Source organism: Streptomyces sp. MMCC 100, assembly GCF_041538145.2.
Lineage (GTDB): Bacteria > Actinomycetota > Actinomycetes > Streptomycetales > Streptomycetaceae > Streptomyces.
The window spans coordinates 5,750,378-5,766,642 of the sequence record NZ_JBGORK020000001.1; the positions used below are offsets into that span (position 1 = coordinate 5,750,378).

General features: G+C 72.8%; 16 protein-coding genes. 8 read left to right on the forward strand and 8 right to left on the reverse strand.

Going from position 1 to position 16,265, the window contains the following annotated elements; all coding sequences use genetic code 11:
• Positions 1 to 8: 8 nt before the first annotated feature.
• The 4 genes from ABS735_RS26700 to ABS735_RS26715 all read left to right on the forward strand — a co-directional run bounded on the left by ABS735_RS26700 (position 9) and on the right by ABS735_RS26715 (position 3,960).
• A complete protein-coding gene (locus ABS735_RS26700; RefSeq protein ID WP_373903714.1) occupies positions 9 to 2,549 on the forward strand; it encodes a sensor histidine kinase in 2,541 nt (846 codons plus the stop codon).
• Positions 2,546 to 2,965 (forward strand): roadblock/LC7 domain-containing protein, encoded by a 420-nt coding sequence (locus ABS735_RS26705; protein ID WP_007445343.1) that lies wholly within the window; start codon positions 2,546 to 2,548, stop codon positions 2,963 to 2,965. Before ABS735_RS26700 ends, ABS735_RS26705 begins: the two co-directional genes overlap by 4 nt.
• Before the next feature lies 1 nt (position 2,966).
• A complete protein-coding gene (locus tag ABS735_RS26710) occupies positions 2,967 to 3,326 on the forward strand; it encodes a DUF742 domain-containing protein (protein WP_102931124.1) in 360 nt (119 codons plus the stop codon).
• 88 nt (positions 3,327 to 3,414) lie between these two features.
• Positions 3,415 to 3,960 (forward strand): GTP-binding protein, encoded by a 546-nt coding sequence (locus ABS735_RS26715; protein ID WP_373903953.1) that lies wholly within the window; start codon positions 3,415 to 3,417, stop codon positions 3,958 to 3,960.
• Positions 3,961 to 3,972: 12 nt separating this feature from the next.
• On the opposite strand, the gene ABS735_RS26720 is transcribed toward ABS735_RS26715, so the two are convergent.
• From ABS735_RS26720 to ABS735_RS26735, 4 genes are all read right to left on the reverse strand, one after another.
• A complete protein-coding gene (locus tag ABS735_RS26720; RefSeq protein WP_373903713.1) occupies positions 3,973 to 4,935 on the reverse strand; it encodes an ABC transporter substrate-binding protein in 963 nt (320 codons plus the stop codon).
• A 76-nt stretch (positions 4,936 to 5,011) separates the two neighbouring features.
• Positions 5,012 to 5,677, reverse strand: a complete 666-nt coding sequence (locus ABS735_RS26725) for an ABC transporter permease (RefSeq protein WP_373903712.1) — start codon at positions 5,675 to 5,677, stop codon at positions 5,012 to 5,014.
• Entirely contained in the window at positions 5,674 to 6,378 is a 705-nt protein-coding gene (locus ABS735_RS26730; protein ID WP_373903711.1) for an ABC transporter permease, read from the reverse strand. The genes ABS735_RS26725 and ABS735_RS26730 overlap by 4 nt, the downstream gene beginning before the upstream one ends.
• Entirely contained in the window at positions 6,375 to 7,529 is a 1,155-nt protein-coding gene (locus ABS735_RS26735) for an ABC transporter ATP-binding protein (protein ID WP_373903710.1), read from the reverse strand. Before ABS735_RS26735 ends, ABS735_RS26730 begins: the two co-directional genes overlap by 4 nt.
• 250 nt (positions 7,530 to 7,779) lie before the next feature.
• Here ABS735_RS26735 and ABS735_RS26740 point away from each other — a divergent pair, with 250 nt between their 5' ends.
• Together ABS735_RS26740 and ABS735_RS26745 are read left to right on the forward strand one after the other, a co-directional pair.
• Positions 7,780 to 8,505, forward strand: coding sequence for a response regulator transcription factor (locus tag ABS735_RS26740; protein ID WP_373903709.1), 726 nt, complete (start codon positions 7,780 to 7,782; stop codon positions 8,503 to 8,505).
• The gene (locus ABS735_RS26745; RefSeq protein ID WP_373903708.1) at positions 8,502 to 9,932 is read left to right on the forward strand and encodes a sensor histidine kinase; all 1,431 of its coding nucleotides are present in this window, start codon (positions 8,502 to 8,504) and stop codon (positions 9,930 to 9,932) included. The genes ABS735_RS26740 and ABS735_RS26745 overlap by 4 nt, the downstream gene beginning before the upstream one ends.
• A gap of 29 nt (positions 9,933 to 9,961) precedes the next feature.
• Here the strand turns inward: ABS735_RS26745 and msrB are convergent, their stop codons facing one another.
• From msrB to ABS735_RS26765, 4 genes are all read right to left on the reverse strand, one after another.
• Entirely contained in the window at positions 9,962 to 10,378 is a 417-nt protein-coding gene (gene msrB, locus ABS735_RS26750) for a peptide-methionine (R)-S-oxide reductase MsrB (RefSeq protein ID WP_373903707.1), read from the reverse strand.
• A 13-nt stretch (positions 10,379 to 10,391) separates the two neighbouring features.
• Complete coding sequence (gene murC, locus ABS735_RS26755) at positions 10,392 to 11,780, reverse strand: UDP-N-acetylmuramate--L-alanine ligase (RefSeq protein WP_373903706.1); 1,389 nt, start codon at positions 11,778 to 11,780, stop codon at positions 10,392 to 10,394.
• A 74-nt stretch (positions 11,781 to 11,854) separates the two neighbouring features.
• A complete protein-coding gene (locus ABS735_RS26760; RefSeq protein ID WP_373903705.1) occupies positions 11,855 to 12,328 on the reverse strand; it encodes an indole-3-glycerol phosphate synthase in 474 nt (157 codons plus the stop codon).
• 217 nt (positions 12,329 to 12,545) lie between these two features.
• A complete protein-coding gene (locus ABS735_RS26765; protein ID WP_373903704.1) occupies positions 12,546 to 13,340 on the reverse strand; it encodes a pyrimidine reductase family protein in 795 nt (264 codons plus the stop codon).
• Between the two features lie 884 nt (positions 13,341 to 14,224).
• Between ABS735_RS26765 and zapE the strand changes: the two genes are divergently transcribed.
• Positions 14,225 to 15,337: a cell division protein ZapE gene (gene zapE / locus ABS735_RS26770; RefSeq protein ID WP_373903703.1), complete on the forward strand. Its 1,113-nt coding sequence runs from the start codon at positions 14,225 to 14,227 to the stop codon at positions 15,335 to 15,337.
• Positions 15,338 to 15,428: 91 nt separating this feature from the next.
• On the forward strand, positions 15,429 to 16,205 hold the full coding sequence (locus ABS735_RS26775; RefSeq protein WP_373903702.1) for a slipin family protein: 777 nt from the start codon (positions 15,429 to 15,431) through the stop codon (positions 16,203 to 16,205).
• Positions 16,206 to 16,265: the final 60 nt, after the last annotated feature.

The window sequence follows — 16,265 nt, forward strand, 5'->3', positions numbered from 1 at the left end:
GGACGACGATGTCTGCACGCAAGACACGCAAGACACGGAAGAAGGGTGCCCGGCGCCGCCTCGGCTCCATACGTCTGTCCCTGATCCTCCTGGCCCTGGTGCCCGGTGTGACCCTCGCGGCCGTGTGGGGCGTCACGACGATCCAGATGTTCTCGGAGGGTCTGCGGCTGCGCGCGCAGACCGAGTTGAGCCGCGACACCGGGGCCATGGGCACCGAGGCCACCCTGGCCCTGCAGAAGGAGCGCAGTCTGTCGGCCGCCTGGCTGGCCGCACCGGACGGCGACCGGGCGGAACTGGACGCGCAGCGCAAGAAGACGGACGAGGCGGTCGCCCAGCTCGTGGACCAGTCGGACGCGATCGAGAGCGCTCCCGACCGGATCTCGGACCGGCTGTACTCGGTGCTCGGTTCGGTGGGCAGCCTGGAGTACTACCGCAGCCAGGTGGACGACCCCAGCGACATCACCGCCGAGCAGGCGCTCGACCAGTACACCTCGATCGCCGACGAGCAGATCCACGCCTTCCAGGAACTCTCCCAGGTCGACGACGGAGACCTCACCTCCCAGGCGGGTCCGCTGGTCGCCCTGGAGCACGCCGCCGAACTGGTCTCCCAGGAGGACGCCCGGCTCACGCTGGCCTGGCCGTCCGACCGGATGGACGAGGAGCAGTGGGCCCGGTTCGCCCAGCTGGTGCACACCCGCCGCTGGCTGGTGCAGGACCAGATCGTCCCCTCTCTGACCGGTACCGCCAAGACGCAGACCGAGCGCATCCTCGCGAGCTCCGACTGGAAGTCCCTGCAGGACGTCGAGGACCAGGTGCTCGAGGCCCGTTCGCCGGGCGGGGACGAGCGGATCGACCTGCCGGACGCACGGCAGCGCTGGAGCACCGCCTTCGAGGCGGTCTCGACCCAGTACGCCCAGCTCGTCCGGCAGCAGACGGACGGCCTCCTCGACCGCAGCGCCGCGGAGGCCCGGGGTCTGCTGATCAAGGCCGGCGTCCTCAGCGCGGGCGGACTGATCGCGCTGCTGCTCTGCATCGTCATGTCCTGGCGCATCACGCGCTCGCTGTCCCGGCGGCTGCGCGGGCTGCGGCTGGCCACCCTGAGCCTGGCCCAGGAACGGCTGCCCGACGTGGTGGCAAGGCTGGAGCGCGGCGAGAAGGTCGACGTGGAATCGGCGACGCCGCCGCTCGACTACGGGCAGGACGAACTCGGCCAGGTCGCGCAGGCGTTCAACACCGCGCAGCGCACCGCCGTGCACACCGCCGTCGAACTCGCCGACACCCGGCGCGGCTTCCAGAAGGTGATCCTGGGCATCGCCCGGCAGAGCCAGAACCTCGTCAACATGCAGCTCGGCAAGCTGGACGCCCTGGAGCGCGAGCACACGGACCCCGACATCCTCAAGGGCCTGTACGAACTGGACTCCACGGCGAGTCAGTTGCGGCGCTACGAGGAGAACCTCGTCATCATCAGCGGTGAGCAGCCCCGGCGCACCTGGCGCGAGCCCGTGTCGCTGGTGGACATCCTGCGCAGCGCCGTCGGCGAGGTCGCCGAGTACCAGCGGGTGGAGCTGCACGCCGACGAGGAGGTGGCCCTCGCCCCGCCCGCGGTGGCCGACGTGATCCACCTGCTGGCCGAGCTGATCGACAACGCCACCGCCTACTCCCCCGCCCCCAACCCGGTCGGGGTGCGCGCGGCACTGGTGGCCAAGGGCCTGGCCGTCGAGATCGAGGACCGCGGGCTCGGCCTGTCGGAGGAGGACTACGCCTCGTTCAACGCCCAGTTGGCGGTGGCTCCGCAGTTCGACGTGGTGGCGCTCGCCGACGACCTGCGGCTCGGCATGTTCGTCGTCGCCCGCCTCGCGCACCGGCACGGCATCACCGTCACGCTGCGCCCCTCCCCGTACGGCGGGACCACGGCGATCGTGCTGATCCCGCACGACATCGTGGTGCGCGAGCCGGCCGGCGGGGCGGACGGCACCGGCATCCGGGCGGACGGCGCCGACGCTCCCCGGGTCGCCGGGGCCCCGGAAGCCGCCCCGGAAGCCCCCGCGCCCGACGCGTCCGCCGCGTCCGCCGCGGCCCAGGGGCCGGGAGCGGACCCGGCCGACGGCGAGCGGCCCGTACGGTCGTCCCGGCCGGCGCCCCCGAGCCGGTCCGCGGTCGCGCCAGGCGCCCCGGGCGGCTCCCGCCACGGTTCGCCCGACGGCACCGCCGACGAGCGCGGCGGCCTGGCGCCGTTGCCCCGCCGGGTGCCGCAGACCAGCCTCGCCGCCGAGCTGCGCGACGAGGACACCGGTGGCCGCCGGGACGGCTCGGACCGCGCGTCCGGCGACGACTACGCCGACTTCACGGCCGAGCGCGCCGCCTCGTCCCTCGCGGGTTTCCAGCGCGGCACGCTGCGGGCCCAGACCGACGACGACGCGGACGACACCGACACCGACGCCCACACCGACACCGACACCGACACCGACGGGCCCGTGCCCTCCTCCGCCTCCGCCGCCCCCTCGACTCCCACCGCCGACCGCCGACCGCCGACGAAGGACACGCGATGACCCGACCCTCTCCCGCCACGCACACCGAGCTGGACCAGTTGCTCACCGGACTCGTGGAGCGGGTCGCCGACGTGAACCAGGCCGTGGTGCTCTCCGAGGACGGACTGGTCGTCAGCAAGTCCACCGGGTTCCTGCGCGACGACGCCGAGCGGCTGGCGGCGACCGCGTCCGGCCTGATGAGTCTCAGCAAGGGCGTCAGCATGGACTTCCGGGGCGGCCCGGTGCGCCAGGCTCTCATCGAGATGGCCAACGGCTACCTGATCCTCACCTCCGCGGGCCCCGGCGCGCACCTGGTCGTGCTCACCGGCCCGAACGCCGACGTCGGCGTGGTGGCGTACCAGATGAACATGCTGGTGAAGAAGATCGGCGAGCACCTGAGCGCGGCACCGCGGGCCACCGCCGGCCCCGGCGAGTGACGTGACCGGAGGCGACGCGGCGGGCCGGCTCGTGCGGCCGTTCACGCTGACCGGCGGCCGGACCCGGCCCAGCCGCGCCGACTTCACCCTCATCACGACGGTGACCGCCGTCGAACCGCAGCCGGCCCGGGCGGCGCGGCCGCAGCCCGAGCACCTGCGGATCCTGCGGCTGTGCGCCGAGCCGGTCGCCGTGGCGGAGATCGCGGCCCGTCTCGACCTGCCGGTGAGCGTGGTCGTCATCCTGCTCTCGGACCTGCTGGAGGCCGGCCGGATCACCGCCCGGCCGCCGCACCTCGTCTCCCGCGCCACTCCCGACCTGGACCTGCTGCAGAAAGTGAGGGACGGCCTTGGCCGGCTCTGAGCGCGTCGCCGAGACGCCCACGGCATCCGCACGCTCCACCGCGCCCGACACGGCCACCGCGCCCCACGCCGCCCACGCTCCCGACGCGGTGAAGATCCTCGTCGCGGGCGGTTTCGGCGTCGGCAAGACCACCATGGTCGGGTCGGTCAGCGAGATCGCCCCGCTGCGCACCGAGGAACCGCTGACCGCGGCGGGCCTGGGCGTCGACGACCTCGCCGGCATCGAGGAGAAGCGGGCCACGACCGTGGCGCTGGACTTCGGCCGGATCTCCATCGGCCGGGACCTGGTGCTGTACCTCTTCGGTACGCCCGGTCAGCAGCGGTTCTGGTTCATGTGGAACGACCTGGCGATCGGGGCGCTCGGTGCGGTGGTCCTGGTCGACGTCCGCAGGCCCGAGTCGAGTTTCGCCGCGATCGACTTCTTCGAGCGGCGGGGCATCCCGTTCGTCGTCGCCGTCAACGGCTTCCACGGCCGGCACCCGTACCCGGCCGCGGAGATCCGCGAGGCCCTCGCGCTGCCGGAGCACGTACAGGTGCTGCTGTGCGACGCGCGGGAGCGGACCTCCAGCCGGGACGTCCTCATCGCCCTGATCGACCAGCTGATCGACGCCGCGGCCGGGGCCGCGGCGTCGTGACGGCGGCCCCGGTCAGCCGAGGCCCGCGGACTCGAGCCACGCCTTGGCGACGTCCAGCGGGTCCTTCTTGTCGAGCTGGACCTGGGCGTCGAGGTCGAGGAGCGTCTTGGTGTCCAGCTTGGCGGAGACCGCGTTGAGCGTGGCCACACCCTTCTTCGACAGCCCGCCCTTGGCGACCAGCGGGGTGACGTTCGCGTAGCCGAAGAGGTTCTCCGGGTCCTTCAGGACGACGAACTTCTCCTTGATGATGGTCGGGTCGGTGGTGAAGACGTCCGCCGCCTGCACGGTGTTCTTGGTCAGCGCCGACTGGGTCAGCGGACCGCCCGCGTCGAGCGCCTTGAACGACTTGAACTTCAGCCCGTACACCGACTCCAGGCCCTTGAGGCCCTGCTGCCGGGTCTGGAACTCGGGCGAGCCGCCGATCACCAGGTCCGGGGCGACGTCCTTGAGGTCGGCGAGGGTCGACCCGGCGGTCAGGCCGTGCTTCTTCGCCGTCTCGGCGTTGACGCTCACCGAGTCCTTGTTCTCGGCCGGCGACGAGTCCAGCAGCGTCAGCTTCTTGTCGAGCTTGGCCTTGACCGCCTCGTTCACCGATCCGGCGGACTTCTGCTCGGCCTTCGGGTCGAGGTAGGCCAGCAGCGAGCCGTTGTACTCCGGCAGCACCGTGACGGACCCGTTCTTCATCAGGCCGTACGTCGTCTCGCGGCTGCCTATGTTGTGCTTGTAGGTGACCTTGAGGCCGTTGGCCTTGAGCGCCTCGCCGTAGATGTCGGCGAGCAGGGTGCTCTCGGCGAAGTTGTTCGAGCCGACGACGACGGTGCCGGCCTCCGCCTTCTCGCCCGCCAGCGGATTGTCGGACGTGTCGTCGGAGCCGGAGGAACAGCCCGCGAGCAGCGCCGCCGCGGCGGTGAGCGCGACGGCCGCCGCGCCGGTGTGCCTCGTCCTGGACCTGCTGCTCTTGGCGGTGAAAGTCATCCGTCGATCCAAACGAGCCACTTGCCGGTCAGTCAAGAACGGCCTGGTTACGGTTTCCTCGCCGCCGGGTGCGCTGTCAGCGTCTGCGCACCCCCGGCGACACGGCCAGCCGCCCGGCGGCCCAGAACAGGGCGAGGGTGACGAGAGCGAGCAGGGCGACCAGCGTGGCGCCGCCGACCACCTTCTCGTAGTTCCGCTGGTAGAGCCCGTCGATGATGTACCGGCCGAGTCCGCCGAGACTGACGTAGGCGGCGATGGTCGCCGTCGACACGACCTGGATGGCGGCCGAGCGCAGCCCGCTGAGGACCAGCGGGAGGGCGACGGGCAGTTCGACCCGGAAGAGGATGCCGGTCTCGTGCATGCCCATGCCCCGCGCCGCGTCCACCGGAGCGGGGTCGACGGAGCGGACCGCCTCGTACGTGGTCACCAGGATCGGCGGGATCGCGAGCACGACCAGCGGGATCATCACGGGCAGCAGGCCGATGCCGACGACGACGGCGATCAGTACCAGCAGACCGAAGCTGGGCAGGGCGCGGGCGGCGGTGGCGACGAAGGCGACGGCGTTGCCACCGCGCCCGGTGTGCCCGGTCAGCAGCCCGACGGGCAGACCGATGGCGGCGGCGAGGCCGAGGGCCATCAGCGTGTACTGGACGTGCTCCAGCAGGCGCGTGGGTATGCCGTCGTAGCCGTGCCAGTGGGCGCTGTCGCTGAAGAAGGCGTTGACGAAGTCCAGGACGTTCATCGGGCGGCCGCCTCCTCCGGCTCGGGCCGCGCGGTGGACTCCTTGGGCCGGCGCCCGCCCTTGCCGCGGGGCATCCACGGGGTCAGCAGGTTCCGGAGCAGGACGAGGACCGCGTCGCACAGGATCGCCAGTACGGCGGTGGTGAGGACGGAGTTGACCGCCAGTTCCGGCCGGCCGTACTTCTGGGCGTCCGCCAGCAGGTTGCCGAGGGCGCCCTGGTTGCCGATGAGGGCGCCGACGCTGACCAGCGAGATGCTCGACGCGACCGCCACCCGCAGACCGGCGAGGATCGCGGGCACGGCGATCGGCAACTGCACCTGGAGGTACCGGCGCAGTGGCCCGAAGCCCATGGCCGTGGAAGCGGCCAGGGTCTCCTCGGGCACCGATCGCACGCCGTCGACGATCGCCGGGACGAGCACCACCAGGCTGTACACGGCCAGCGGGATCATCACGGTCAGCTCGGTCTGGCCGGTGTAGTCGATGAGGACCACGAAGACGGCCAGGGACGGGATGGCGTAGAAGACGGTCGTCACGCCGAGCACGGGCGGGTACAGCCAGCGGAAGCGCACACAGAGCTGGGCGAGGGGCAGCGCGGCGAGCAGGCCGGCCAGGACCGGCAGCAGCGCCTCGCGCAGGTGCAGGCCGATCAGGCCGAACCAGGTGTTGTCGAGGTCGCTCGGGATGTCGAAGAAGCCGTTCACGGGGCGACCTTCGTGACGTCGGCGGGCTCCTCGGTCCGCGCGTCGGCGGCGCTCCCCGCGCGATGGGCGGTGCGGATCGCCTCGCCGATGGTCTGCTGGGCGACGACACCGGTGACCCGCCCGCCGGCGTCCACGGCGACGGCCCAGCCGGTGGGCGAGAGCACGGCGCAGTCGAGGGCGGCCCGCAGCGAGTCGGTGCCGGGCACGAACGGCCGCCCGTAGGACAGCAGTCGCCCGGCCGCGAGGTCCCCGGCCCTCAGGTCGCCCGGTTCGGCCCAGCCCAGTGGCCGGTCGTCCGCGTCGGTCACCAGCAGGTGCGGGGCGCCGTCGGCGGCGGACAGCTGCTCGGCGGTGGCGTCGGCGCGCACGACCGGGCCGGTGGTCAGCTCCAGGCCGGCGGAGGGGAAGAAGGAGAGCCGCCGGATGCCGCGGTCGGCGCCGAGGAAGTCCTCGACGAAGTCGTCCGCGGGGTCGGACAGCAGCTCGGCGGGCGGTGCGAACTGGGCGAGCCGGCCGCCGGTGCGCATCACCGCGACCATGGTGCCCAGTTTGATGGCCTCGTCGATGTCGTGCGTGACGAAGACGATGGTCTTGCCCAGTTCGTCCTGGATGCGCAGGAGTTCGTCCTGCAGTCCCTTGCGGACCACGGGGTCGACCGCGGAGAACGGCTCGTCCATGAGCAGCACCGGCGGATCGGCGGCGAGCGCACGGGCCACCCCGACGCGCTGCTGCTGGCCGCCGGAGAGCTGGTACGGGTAGCGCTTGGTGAGGGAGGCGTCGAGCCCCACGCGTTCCATCAGCTCCGCCGCCCGCTCGCGGGACTTCTGCTTGCCCCAGCCGATCATACGGGGCACGGTGGCGATGTTGTCGAGGATCGTGCGGTGCTGGAAGAGCCCGGCGTTCTGGATGACGTACCCCATCGACCGGCGCAGCGTGGTGACGGGTTGCTGCTGGAGGTCCTCGCCGTCGAGCAGGATCGTTCCCTCGCTGGGTTCGACCATCCTGTTGATCATGCGCAGGGTCGTCGTCTTGCCGCAGCCCGAGGGTCCGACGAGGACCGTGATCGAGCGGTCGGGTATCTCCAGCGTCAGCCGGTCCACCGCCACGGTGCCGTCCGGGTACCGCTTGGTGACTGAGTCCATCCGTATCAAAACGCCGAATACCCTTCGGGTCTGGCAGAAGCTGCCCGCTCCGGCCGCGGTCGGTGGGGCCGTCGCCGGTCGAGTGTAGACGCCTGGTCCGTGGGGCCCCCGATGCTGCGGGGCGACTCCTTCCCGCTGCTCGGGGGTTCACACCGGAAACCCTTCCCGACCTGTCGGTCACCTGTCGGTCTGCTGTCGATCGGGCAACGGCGGTCCCCGCGCTCTGGGGTGCGGGCGGCCGGTGGCGCAGTATGAGCGGGTGGAGAAAGTACGCCTGCTCGTGGTGGACGACGATCCGCCCATCGCCGATCTCGTGGCCACCGTCGCCCGCTACGAGGGCTGGGAGGCGGTCACGGCCAACTCGGGTGAACAGGCGCTGCGCCTGGCCGCCGGGTTCGGCCCGGACATCGTGGTGCTCGACCTGATGCTGCCCGACGTCGACGGATTCGGGGTCCTGGACCGGCTGCGCGGCGCCGGCACGATGGTGCCGGTGGTGTTCCTCACCGCGCGCGACGGGGTGGCCGACCGGGTGGCGGGACTGACCCGGGGCGGGGACGACTACCTGGTCAAGCCGTTCGCGGTGGAGGAGTTGATGGCCCGGTTGCGCACCGTGCTGCGGCGCAGCACCGGGCCGGGTCTCCAGCGGTCGGTGCTGCGGGTGGCGGACCTGGTGATGGACGAGGACTCCCGTGAGGTGCACCGCGGCGGGCGGCGGCTGTCGCTGACGCCGACCGAGTACGAGGTGCTGCGCTACCTGATGCGCAAGTCGCCGGCCGTGCTGACCAAGGCTCAGATCCTCGATCACGTGTGGGAGTACGGCTTCGGCGGCCGGTCCAACGTCGTGGAACTGGTCGTCAGCCGGCTGCGCCGCAAGCTGGAACACACCAAAGGCGCGAACAGGACGGACGGCGGAGACGACACGGGTGAGCCGCTGATCCAGACGGTGCGGGGCTTCGGCTACGTCATCCGGCAGGCGGCCGGGTGATACGGCGGTGGTGGCGCGCCTACCGCGGCCTGCGGCTCGGCACCCGGCTGGCGCTGGGGCTCGGCGTGCTGTCGCTGGTGGTGTTCGCCGTGGTCGGCACGGTGCTGACCGCGTACATGCGGGAGTACCTGGAACGGCAGCTCGCCGACCAGATGAAGCTGGTGCAGGTGGTGCAGTCCAAGGACGCGGCGGCGCACGGCACGGTCGAGCGCAAGCCGTACTACGGCTGGTACACGGCCGTGTACGACGTGACCGGCGGCTCGGCGGACCTGCGCACGCCCGCCGAGGTGCCGGCGGACAGCCGGGCGCTGACCGCGCTGGCGCAGACCATGGCCCACTCGGACGAGGACCTCACCCGCACCGTGCGCCTCGGCGGGCACGGCCCCTACCTGTTGCGGGCCTGCGAGGTCGAGCCCGGGGTGGTGCTGGTGAGCGCGGCGCCCCTGGGTGACGTCGAGGACACCGTGGAGCAGCTGATCACGGTGCAGGTCGTCGTCTTCGGGCTGGCGCTGGCGGCCCTGGTGGTGTTCGGGCGGCGGATGCTGCGACGCGGCCTGAAGCCGCTGAGCGACATGGCGAGCACGGCGCACGGCATCGCCTCGCACGATCTGACCGAGTCGGCCGCCCGGCTGCCGCTGCGGGCCGACGGACGGGACGGCGGCAAGGAGGTGGCGGAGCTGCGGACCGCGTTCAACACGATGCTGGAGCACATCGACGCGTCACTGGCCGTACGGGCGGAGGCCGAGCAGCGGCTGCGCCGGTTCGTCGCGGACGCCTCCCACGAGCTGCGCACCCCGCTGATGTCCGTACGGGGCTATGCCGACCTCTTCCAGTACGCGGCGGCCAACGCCCCCGAGGAACGGGAACGGCATCTGGCCCGGCTGCGCGCCGAGGCGGCCCGGATGGGCGTGCTCCTGGACGACCTGCTGCTGCTCGCCCGGCTGGACGCGGACGAGGTGGAGGCGCCGCTGCGGTGGGAGGAGGCGGATCTGACGGAGCTGGTGCGGCAGGCGGCCGAAGCCTTCCGCGCCGCCCGCCCCGGCCACTCGCTGACCGTGACGGCCGCTCCTGGGGCGGTGCGGCTGCGTCTGGACCCGCAGCGGGTCCGGCAGGTGCTGGACAACCTGCTCACCAACGCGGCCGTGCACACCCCGCCCGGCACCGAGGTCTCGGTCACGGTCTCCGCCGCGTCGGGTGCGGCCCGAGTGTCGGTCGCCGACACGGGTCCCGGCGTCCCGGCGGCCGACCGGGACCGGATCTTCGACCGCTTCTACCGCGTCGACAAGGCCCGCAGCCGGGACCGGGGCGGCAGCGGCCTGGGCCTGTCGGTCGCCGCGTCACTGGTGCGGGCGCACGGCGGCACGATCGAGTTGGGCGACGAGCCGGGAGCGACGGTGTTCACCGTGACGCTCCCGGCCGACCGCTGACCCATGACCTGTGACGGTGACCGGCCGGCTCAGCCCGCGGTGTCCCCCGTGGGCGCCAGCCGCAGCGAGATGCTGTTGATGCAGTACCGCTGGTCGGTCGGGGTCGGGTAGCCCTCGCCCTTGAAGACGTGGCCGAGGTGCGAACCGCACCGGGCGCAGCGCACCTCCGTGCGCACCATTCCGTGGGAGCGGTCCTCGATCAGCTCGACCGCGTCGGTGTCCTTCGGGTCGTAGAAGGACGGCCAGCCGCAGTGCGACTCGAACTTGGTCGTCGAGGTGAACAGCTCCGCACCGCAGGCGCGGCACGAGTAGACGCCCTCGGTCTTGGTGTCGGTGTACTCACCGGTGAAGGCCGGCTCCGTGGCGGCCTCGCGCAGCACGGCGTACTCGGCCGGGGCCAGCTCCGCCCGCCACTGCTCGTCCGGCTTCTCGACGTCGTACGACATGAGTCTCAGCCCCTTACTTCGACAGCTCGTCCAGGATGCGCGGTCCGAGGTCGGTGACGTCGCCCGCGCCCATGGTGAGAACGAGATCACCGGCCTTCGCCATTCCCGCGACCAGCGCGGGCGCGGCGTCCTTGTCGTGGACCGGCGTGACGTCCGCGCCGGCCGCCCGGGCCGCCTCGATGATCAGCTCGCTGGTGATGCCCGGGATCGGGTCCTCGCGGGCCGGGTAGATGTCGAGGACGACCGAGGCGTCCGCGAGGGCCAGGGCCTGGCCCATCTCCTTGCCCAGTTCCTGGGTGCGGGAGAAGAGGTGCGGCTGGAAGAGGACCAGGATGCGGGCGTCGCCGACCGCGGCGCGCATGGCCTCCAGGTCGGCCGTCATCTCGGTGGGGTGGTGCGCGTAGGAGTCGACGACCTGGACGCCGGCCGCCTCACCCTTGAGCTGGAGCCGCCGCTTGACGCCCGTGTAGGCGGCCAGCGCGGGGGCCAGCTCGGCGGCGGGGACGCCGAGGGCCGCGCCCGCGGCGAGGGCGGCGACGGCGTTGTGGGCGTAGTGGCGGCCGGGGACGGAGACCGCGAAGGTCAGCTCGGCGCCGTCGACGACGACGGTGACCTCGCTCTTCAGGCCCTGCGGGACGACCGACAGGATGCGCACGTCGGCGTCGTCGGACTCCCCGTACGTCACCGTCCGCACCGTGCCGGCCAGCCGTCGGGTCAGCTCGCGGGCGCCCTCGTGGTCGGCGGCGATCACCAGGGTGCCGCCGGGGACGATCCGGTCGGCGAAGGTCTCGAAGGACTCGTAGATCTCGTCCATCGAGGCGTAGTTGGCGTGGTGGTCCAGCTCGACGTTGAGGACGATCGCGACCTCGGGGGCGTACTTGTGGAAGCTGCGGTCGCTTTCGTCCGCCTCGGCGACGAAGATCTCCCCGTCGCCGTGCAGGGCGTTGGAGCCGGGCGCGTCCAGGTCGCCGCCGATCGCGTACGACGGGTTCAGGCCCAGCTCGGAGAGGGAGACCGCCAGCATCGAGGTGGTGGTGGTCTTGCCGTGGGTGCCGGCCACGGCGATCGGGCGCAGGCCGTTCATCAGGGCGGCGAGGGCGTCGGAGCGGTGCACGACCGGGATGCCCAGCTCGGCGGCGCGGGCCAGCTCCGGGTTGTCCTCGCGGATGGCCGAGGACACGACCACGCAGCTCGCGTCGTCGGCGAGGTGGTCCGCCGCGTGCCCGATGTGCACGGTGGCGCCCAGCGCGCGCAGCGCCTCGGCGGTCGCGGACTCCTTGGCGTCGCTGCCCGCCACGGCGGCGCCGCGCTGGGCGAGGATCTTGGCGATGCCCGACATTCCGGCGCCGCCGATGCCGATGAAGTGCGGTCGGTCCATGGCGGTGGGAAGGCCGGGTGCCATGCGCTGTTCTCCCAGAGTGATCCGTTGGTGATCCGTTGACGGGCGCGCCCCCTCGGCGGGGGCGCGGCACCAGCCTATGCCTTGCGGTGGGAGAAGAGTTTCAGGACCGGTACGCCGACCTTGTGCCGGGCCCGGGAGGCCCAGTCCCGGTGGAAGAACTCCTCCACGTAGTGGGGATCGGTCAGGACGATCACCTCGTCGGCCGCGATCTCCATCACCACGGCTTTGAGCTCGTCCAGCGGGTGGTCCTCGATCAGCCGGCCCTCGGCCTGGGCGCCGGACGCGCGCAGGGCGGTGAGGGACACCTCCAGAGCCCGCTCCCCCACGCTCTGCGCCTCCTGGCCCTCCGGGGTCTCCCCCTCTCGTACGGCGTCGTCGAGCTCGCCGAGCGCGACGTCGTCGATGGCCCGCAGCAGCCGGTCCGCCTGATCGCCGCGCGGCTGGAGCAGCACGTGGAAGGCGACCTGCTCGTCCCCGTGCAAGGTGGTGACGAACTCCACGTCGGCGGACGTCAGGGCCTTCTCGATCATCAAAACGCTTGTGAACACCAGGCGCCCCTTCTCCTTCGAGGGCCCGTGGGCCCACCCTCCGTAGGCCGTACCGGACCCTGCGGAAACCATCCTGCCCCGCCATCGCACGGGTACTGCCGGATTCAGTGTGCCCGGCCCGGACTAAACGGAACGGCAGATTCCGCCGATTCCCGGATGCGCGGTAACGACCGAACCCCTGTCCGGTCGCCGCCGCCCACGCATGCCCGGGATCGTCCTAGTCACGCCGGTAACGGCTGAAGAGGAAACCTTCCTCCTCCAGCAGGGACACCAGTGCGAACCGCCTCGGGGCCTCGACCGCCGGCCCGCCCGCGATCCGCTGCGCGTCCCCCGCGGTCAGCATCGGGGAGACGGTCAGGCACAGCTCGTCGAGCACGCCGGCCGTGACGAACTGCCCCAGCAGCCGCGGGCCGCCCTCGGTCAGCAGCCGGGTGTGCCCCAGCTCCGCGAGCGCGGTGAGGGCACGGGCCGGGTCCACGCCGACGCCGTCACCCGCGATCACCACCCTGGCCCCGGCCTTCTCGGCGGCCGCGATCCGGCCGGGGGCCGCGGCGGCTCCGGTCAGGATCAGGGTGGGTACGACCGGGGAGGTGAACAGCGGCAGGGAGAAGTCCAGCTCCAGGCTCGCGCTGACCACCGCGATCGCCGGCACGGGTGCCTGGCCGGCCGCCCGCCGCGCCTCGGCGAAGTCCGCCCGCGCGCGTGCCGGGCGGTACCCCTCCTGCCGTACGGTCTCGGCGCCGGCGATCACCACGTCCGCGAGCGCGCGCAGGGTGCCGAAGACCCGCATGTCGGCCGCGCTGGAGATGGGCTGGGAGCGGCCGTCGTGCTGGGCGGCGCCGTCGAGGGTGGAGACCATGTTGGCCCGCAGCCAGGTCTCCCGCCGCCCGTCCGGCTCGGGATAGGCGTAGGCGGCGGCCAGCTCGGCCAGGCTCCACTCCCGGTCGGCCCCGTCGAGGTCCGGGCCGGCTGTCTGATCGGTCACAGGGAGCACGGGGAACAGGCGTCGCATGTCGTGCAGTGTTCCACGCGCCCGGCACCCCAACCGCGCAGGCCGGTACGCCGACGGGCGGCCACGCGGCCCGGATGCGGCCGACGGGCGGCCACACCACCCGGGTACACGGGCCGGGGCGCGCCGCCCGGGTGGACGGGCCGGGGCCACGCGCCACGCGGCCCGGATGCGGCCGACGGGCGGCCACACCACCCAGGTACACGGGCCGGGACGCGCCGCCCGGGCGAACGGGCCGGGGCCACGCACCACGCGGCCCGGATGCGGCCGACGGGCGGCCACACCACCCAGGTACACGGGCCGGGACGCGCCCGCCCGGGCGAACGGGCCGGGGCCACGCACCACGCGGCCCGGATGCGGCCGACGGGCGGCCACACCACCCAGGTACACGGGCCGGGACGCGCCCGCCCGGGTGGACGAGGCGGGGCCACGTCGTCCCCCGACGTGGCCTTGCGACGCGGCGCTGCTGCGTGCCTCCGGGGCCACCTCGGCCGCGTCGCGGGCGGCCTCACCAGGGGCCCGGGGACCGAGGGCCGGTGGCACGCCGCTCGTGGCCGCGGTGCCGTTCGGGCGCCGTGCGGGCGCCATGGGGGCGCCATGGGGCGCCGTGGGGGCGCCGTGGGGGCGCCGTGGGGGCGCCGTGGGGGCGCCGTGGGGGCGCCGCGGGGGCGGGTGCCCCGTGCGGGGCCCCACCCAGTGACCAGGGGCAACGGGGCACCCGTACGCCACGGCTGGAAGCAGGTCCGCGCCCACCCGGGAGCCCGCAGCGCAGGCAAGCGCCACCCGCCCGGCCGGCCCCCGCCACACCCGGGGTACCCGCGCCGGCCCCCGCCTCCCGCGCCCGTGCGACGACAAGGCATCCCGAACAGGCCCTACCATTGAGCACCGTGTCGTCCTCCTCCCCCGCCTCCAGCCCCGCCCCGATATCCGGGACGGCTCCGGGCCCGCTCTCCCTGTGCGCCCGTGAGCCCCACGTCCCCGCGGACCGTCTGGTCGCCGAGATGGTGCCCCCGCCGCGTTTCGACTCGGTCCGCTTCTGCACGTACATCCCGGATCCCGGCCAGCCCAGCCAGACCGAGGCCGTACGGGTCCTGGAGGGCTTCGCGGGCGGACTGGGCGAGGCTCCCGGCGCCACCGGCGGCAGGCGCGGGTTCTTCGGGCTCGGCCGCGGCAAGGCACCGAAGGCCCCGGCCGGACCCCGCGGCGTGTATCTCGACGGCGGCTACGGCGTCGGCAAGACGCACCTGCTGGCCTCCCTGTGGCACGCCACCCCCGCCGAGCCCTCCCGCAAGGCCTTCGGCACCTTCGTCGAGCTGACCAACCTCGTCGGCGCCCTCGGCTTCCAGCAGACCGTGCAGACCCTCTCCGGGCACCGCCTCCTGTGCATCGACGAGTTCGAGCTCGACGACCCCGGCGACACCGTCCTCGTCTCCAGCCTGCTCGCCCGGCTCGTGGAGGCGGGCGTGGCGCTCGCCGCCACCTCCAACACGCTGCCCGGCAAGCTCGGCGAGGGCCGCTTCGCGGCGGCCGACTTCCTGCGCGAGATCCAGGGCCTGTCCGCCCACTTCCGCGCCCTGCGCATCGACGGCGAGGACTACCGCCACCGCGGTCTGCCCGAGGCCCCGGCGCCGTACTCCGACGACCAGGTGACCCGTGCCGCGCAGGCCACCGAGGGTGCGTCCCTGGACGACTTCCCCGCCCTCCTCGACCACCTCGCCCGCGTGCACCCCAGCCGCTACGGCGCCCTGACCGACGGTCTCACGGCCGTGTGCCTCACCGGGGTGCGCCCGGTGCCGGACCAGTCGACGGCGCTGCGGCTCGTGGTGCTCGCGGACCGGCTCTACGACCGTGAGGTGCCCGTCCTGGCCTCCGGGCTGCCCTTCGACCGCCTCTTCAGCGAGGAGATGCTCAAGGGCGGGTACCGGAAGAAGTACTTCCGGGCGATCTCCCGGCTCACCGCGCTGGCCCGGGACGCGGCGCGCCTCGTCGAGACCCCCTGACGGCGTCCCGGCACACGCCCTGACACAGGCCCGGTTTCGGGCCTATCGTGACAGCAAGGGTGAAAACGGTCCTCCGAGTGAGGAGGTCGCCATGGTCCAGGAGCTCCTGACCGCGGCTGCCGCCGTCGGCAGCGCGGGCGTCCTCTACGTCGCCGCCGCGGCGCGGGTCGTCAGGCAGTACGAACGCGGGGTGGTCTTCCGGCTCGGACGGCTCGCGGGGGAGCCACGCGGTCCCGGGTTCACGATGATCGTGCCGTTCGTGGACCGGCTGCACAAGGTGAACCTGCAGATCGTCACGCTGCCCGTGCCCGCCCAGGAGGGCATCACCCGCGACAACGTCACCGTGCGGGTGGACGCGGTCGTGTACTTCAAGGTCGTCGACGCGGCCAACGCGCTGGTCCGGGTCGAGGACTACCGGTTCGCCGTCTCGCAGATGGCCCAGACCTCGCTGCGCTCCATCATCGGCAAGAGCGACCTGGACGACCTGCTGTCCGACCGGGAGAAGCTGAACCAGGGGCTGGAGCTGATGATCGACAGCCCCGCGGTCGGCTGGGGCGTGCAGATCGACCGGGTCGAGATCAAGGACGTCTCCCTGCCGGACACCATGAAGCGCTCGATGGCTCGGCAGGCCGAGGCCGACCGGGAGCGGCGCGCCCGGGTGATCAACGCCGACGCCGAGCTGCAGGCGTCGAAGGTGCTCGCGGAGGCGGCCCGCGAGATGTCCGAGACGCCCGCGGCCCTGCAACTGCGGCTGCTCCAGACGGTCGTGGCGGTGGCCGCCGAGAAGAACTCCACCCTCGTCCTGCCCTTCCCCGTGGAGTTGCTGCGGTTCCTGGAGAAGGCGCAGGAGCACCCGGTCGAGCGGTGACACGAGCTACACGCGTGGTTCCCGGGGCTCCTGGCAGGTGATAGACACAGCGGGGTCACA

Bases quoted from the DNA above. Each gene is read 5' to 3' on its own strand.
- ABS735_RS26700 (WP_373903714.1), top strand. From the start codon at position 9: ATGTCTGCACGCAAGACACGCAAGACACGGAAGAAGGGTGCCCGGCGC.
- ABS735_RS26705 (WP_007445343.1), top strand. From the start codon at position 2,546: ATGACCCGACCCTCTCCCGCCACGCACACCGAGCTGGACCAGTTGCTC.
- ABS735_RS26720 (WP_373903713.1), bottom strand. From the start codon at position 4,935: ATGACTTTCACCGCCAAGAGCAGCAGGTCCAGGACGAGGCACACCGGC.
- ABS735_RS26725 (WP_373903712.1), bottom strand. From the start codon at position 5,677: ATGAACGTCCTGGACTTCGTCAACGCCTTCTTCAGCGACAGCGCCCAC.
- msrB (WP_373903707.1), bottom strand. From the start codon at position 10,378: ATGTCGTACGACGTCGAGAAGCCGGACGAGCAGTGGCGGGCGGAGCTG.
- murC (WP_373903706.1), bottom strand. From the start codon at position 11,780: ATGGCACCCGGCCTTCCCACCGCCATGGACCGACCGCACTTCATCGGC.
- ABS735_RS26765 (WP_373903704.1), bottom strand. From the start codon at position 13,340: ATGCGACGCCTGTTCCCCGTGCTCCCTGTGACCGATCAGACAGCCGGC.
- ABS735_RS26775 (WP_373903702.1), top strand. From the start codon at position 15,429: ATGGTCCAGGAGCTCCTGACCGCGGCTGCCGCCGTCGGCAGCGCGGGC.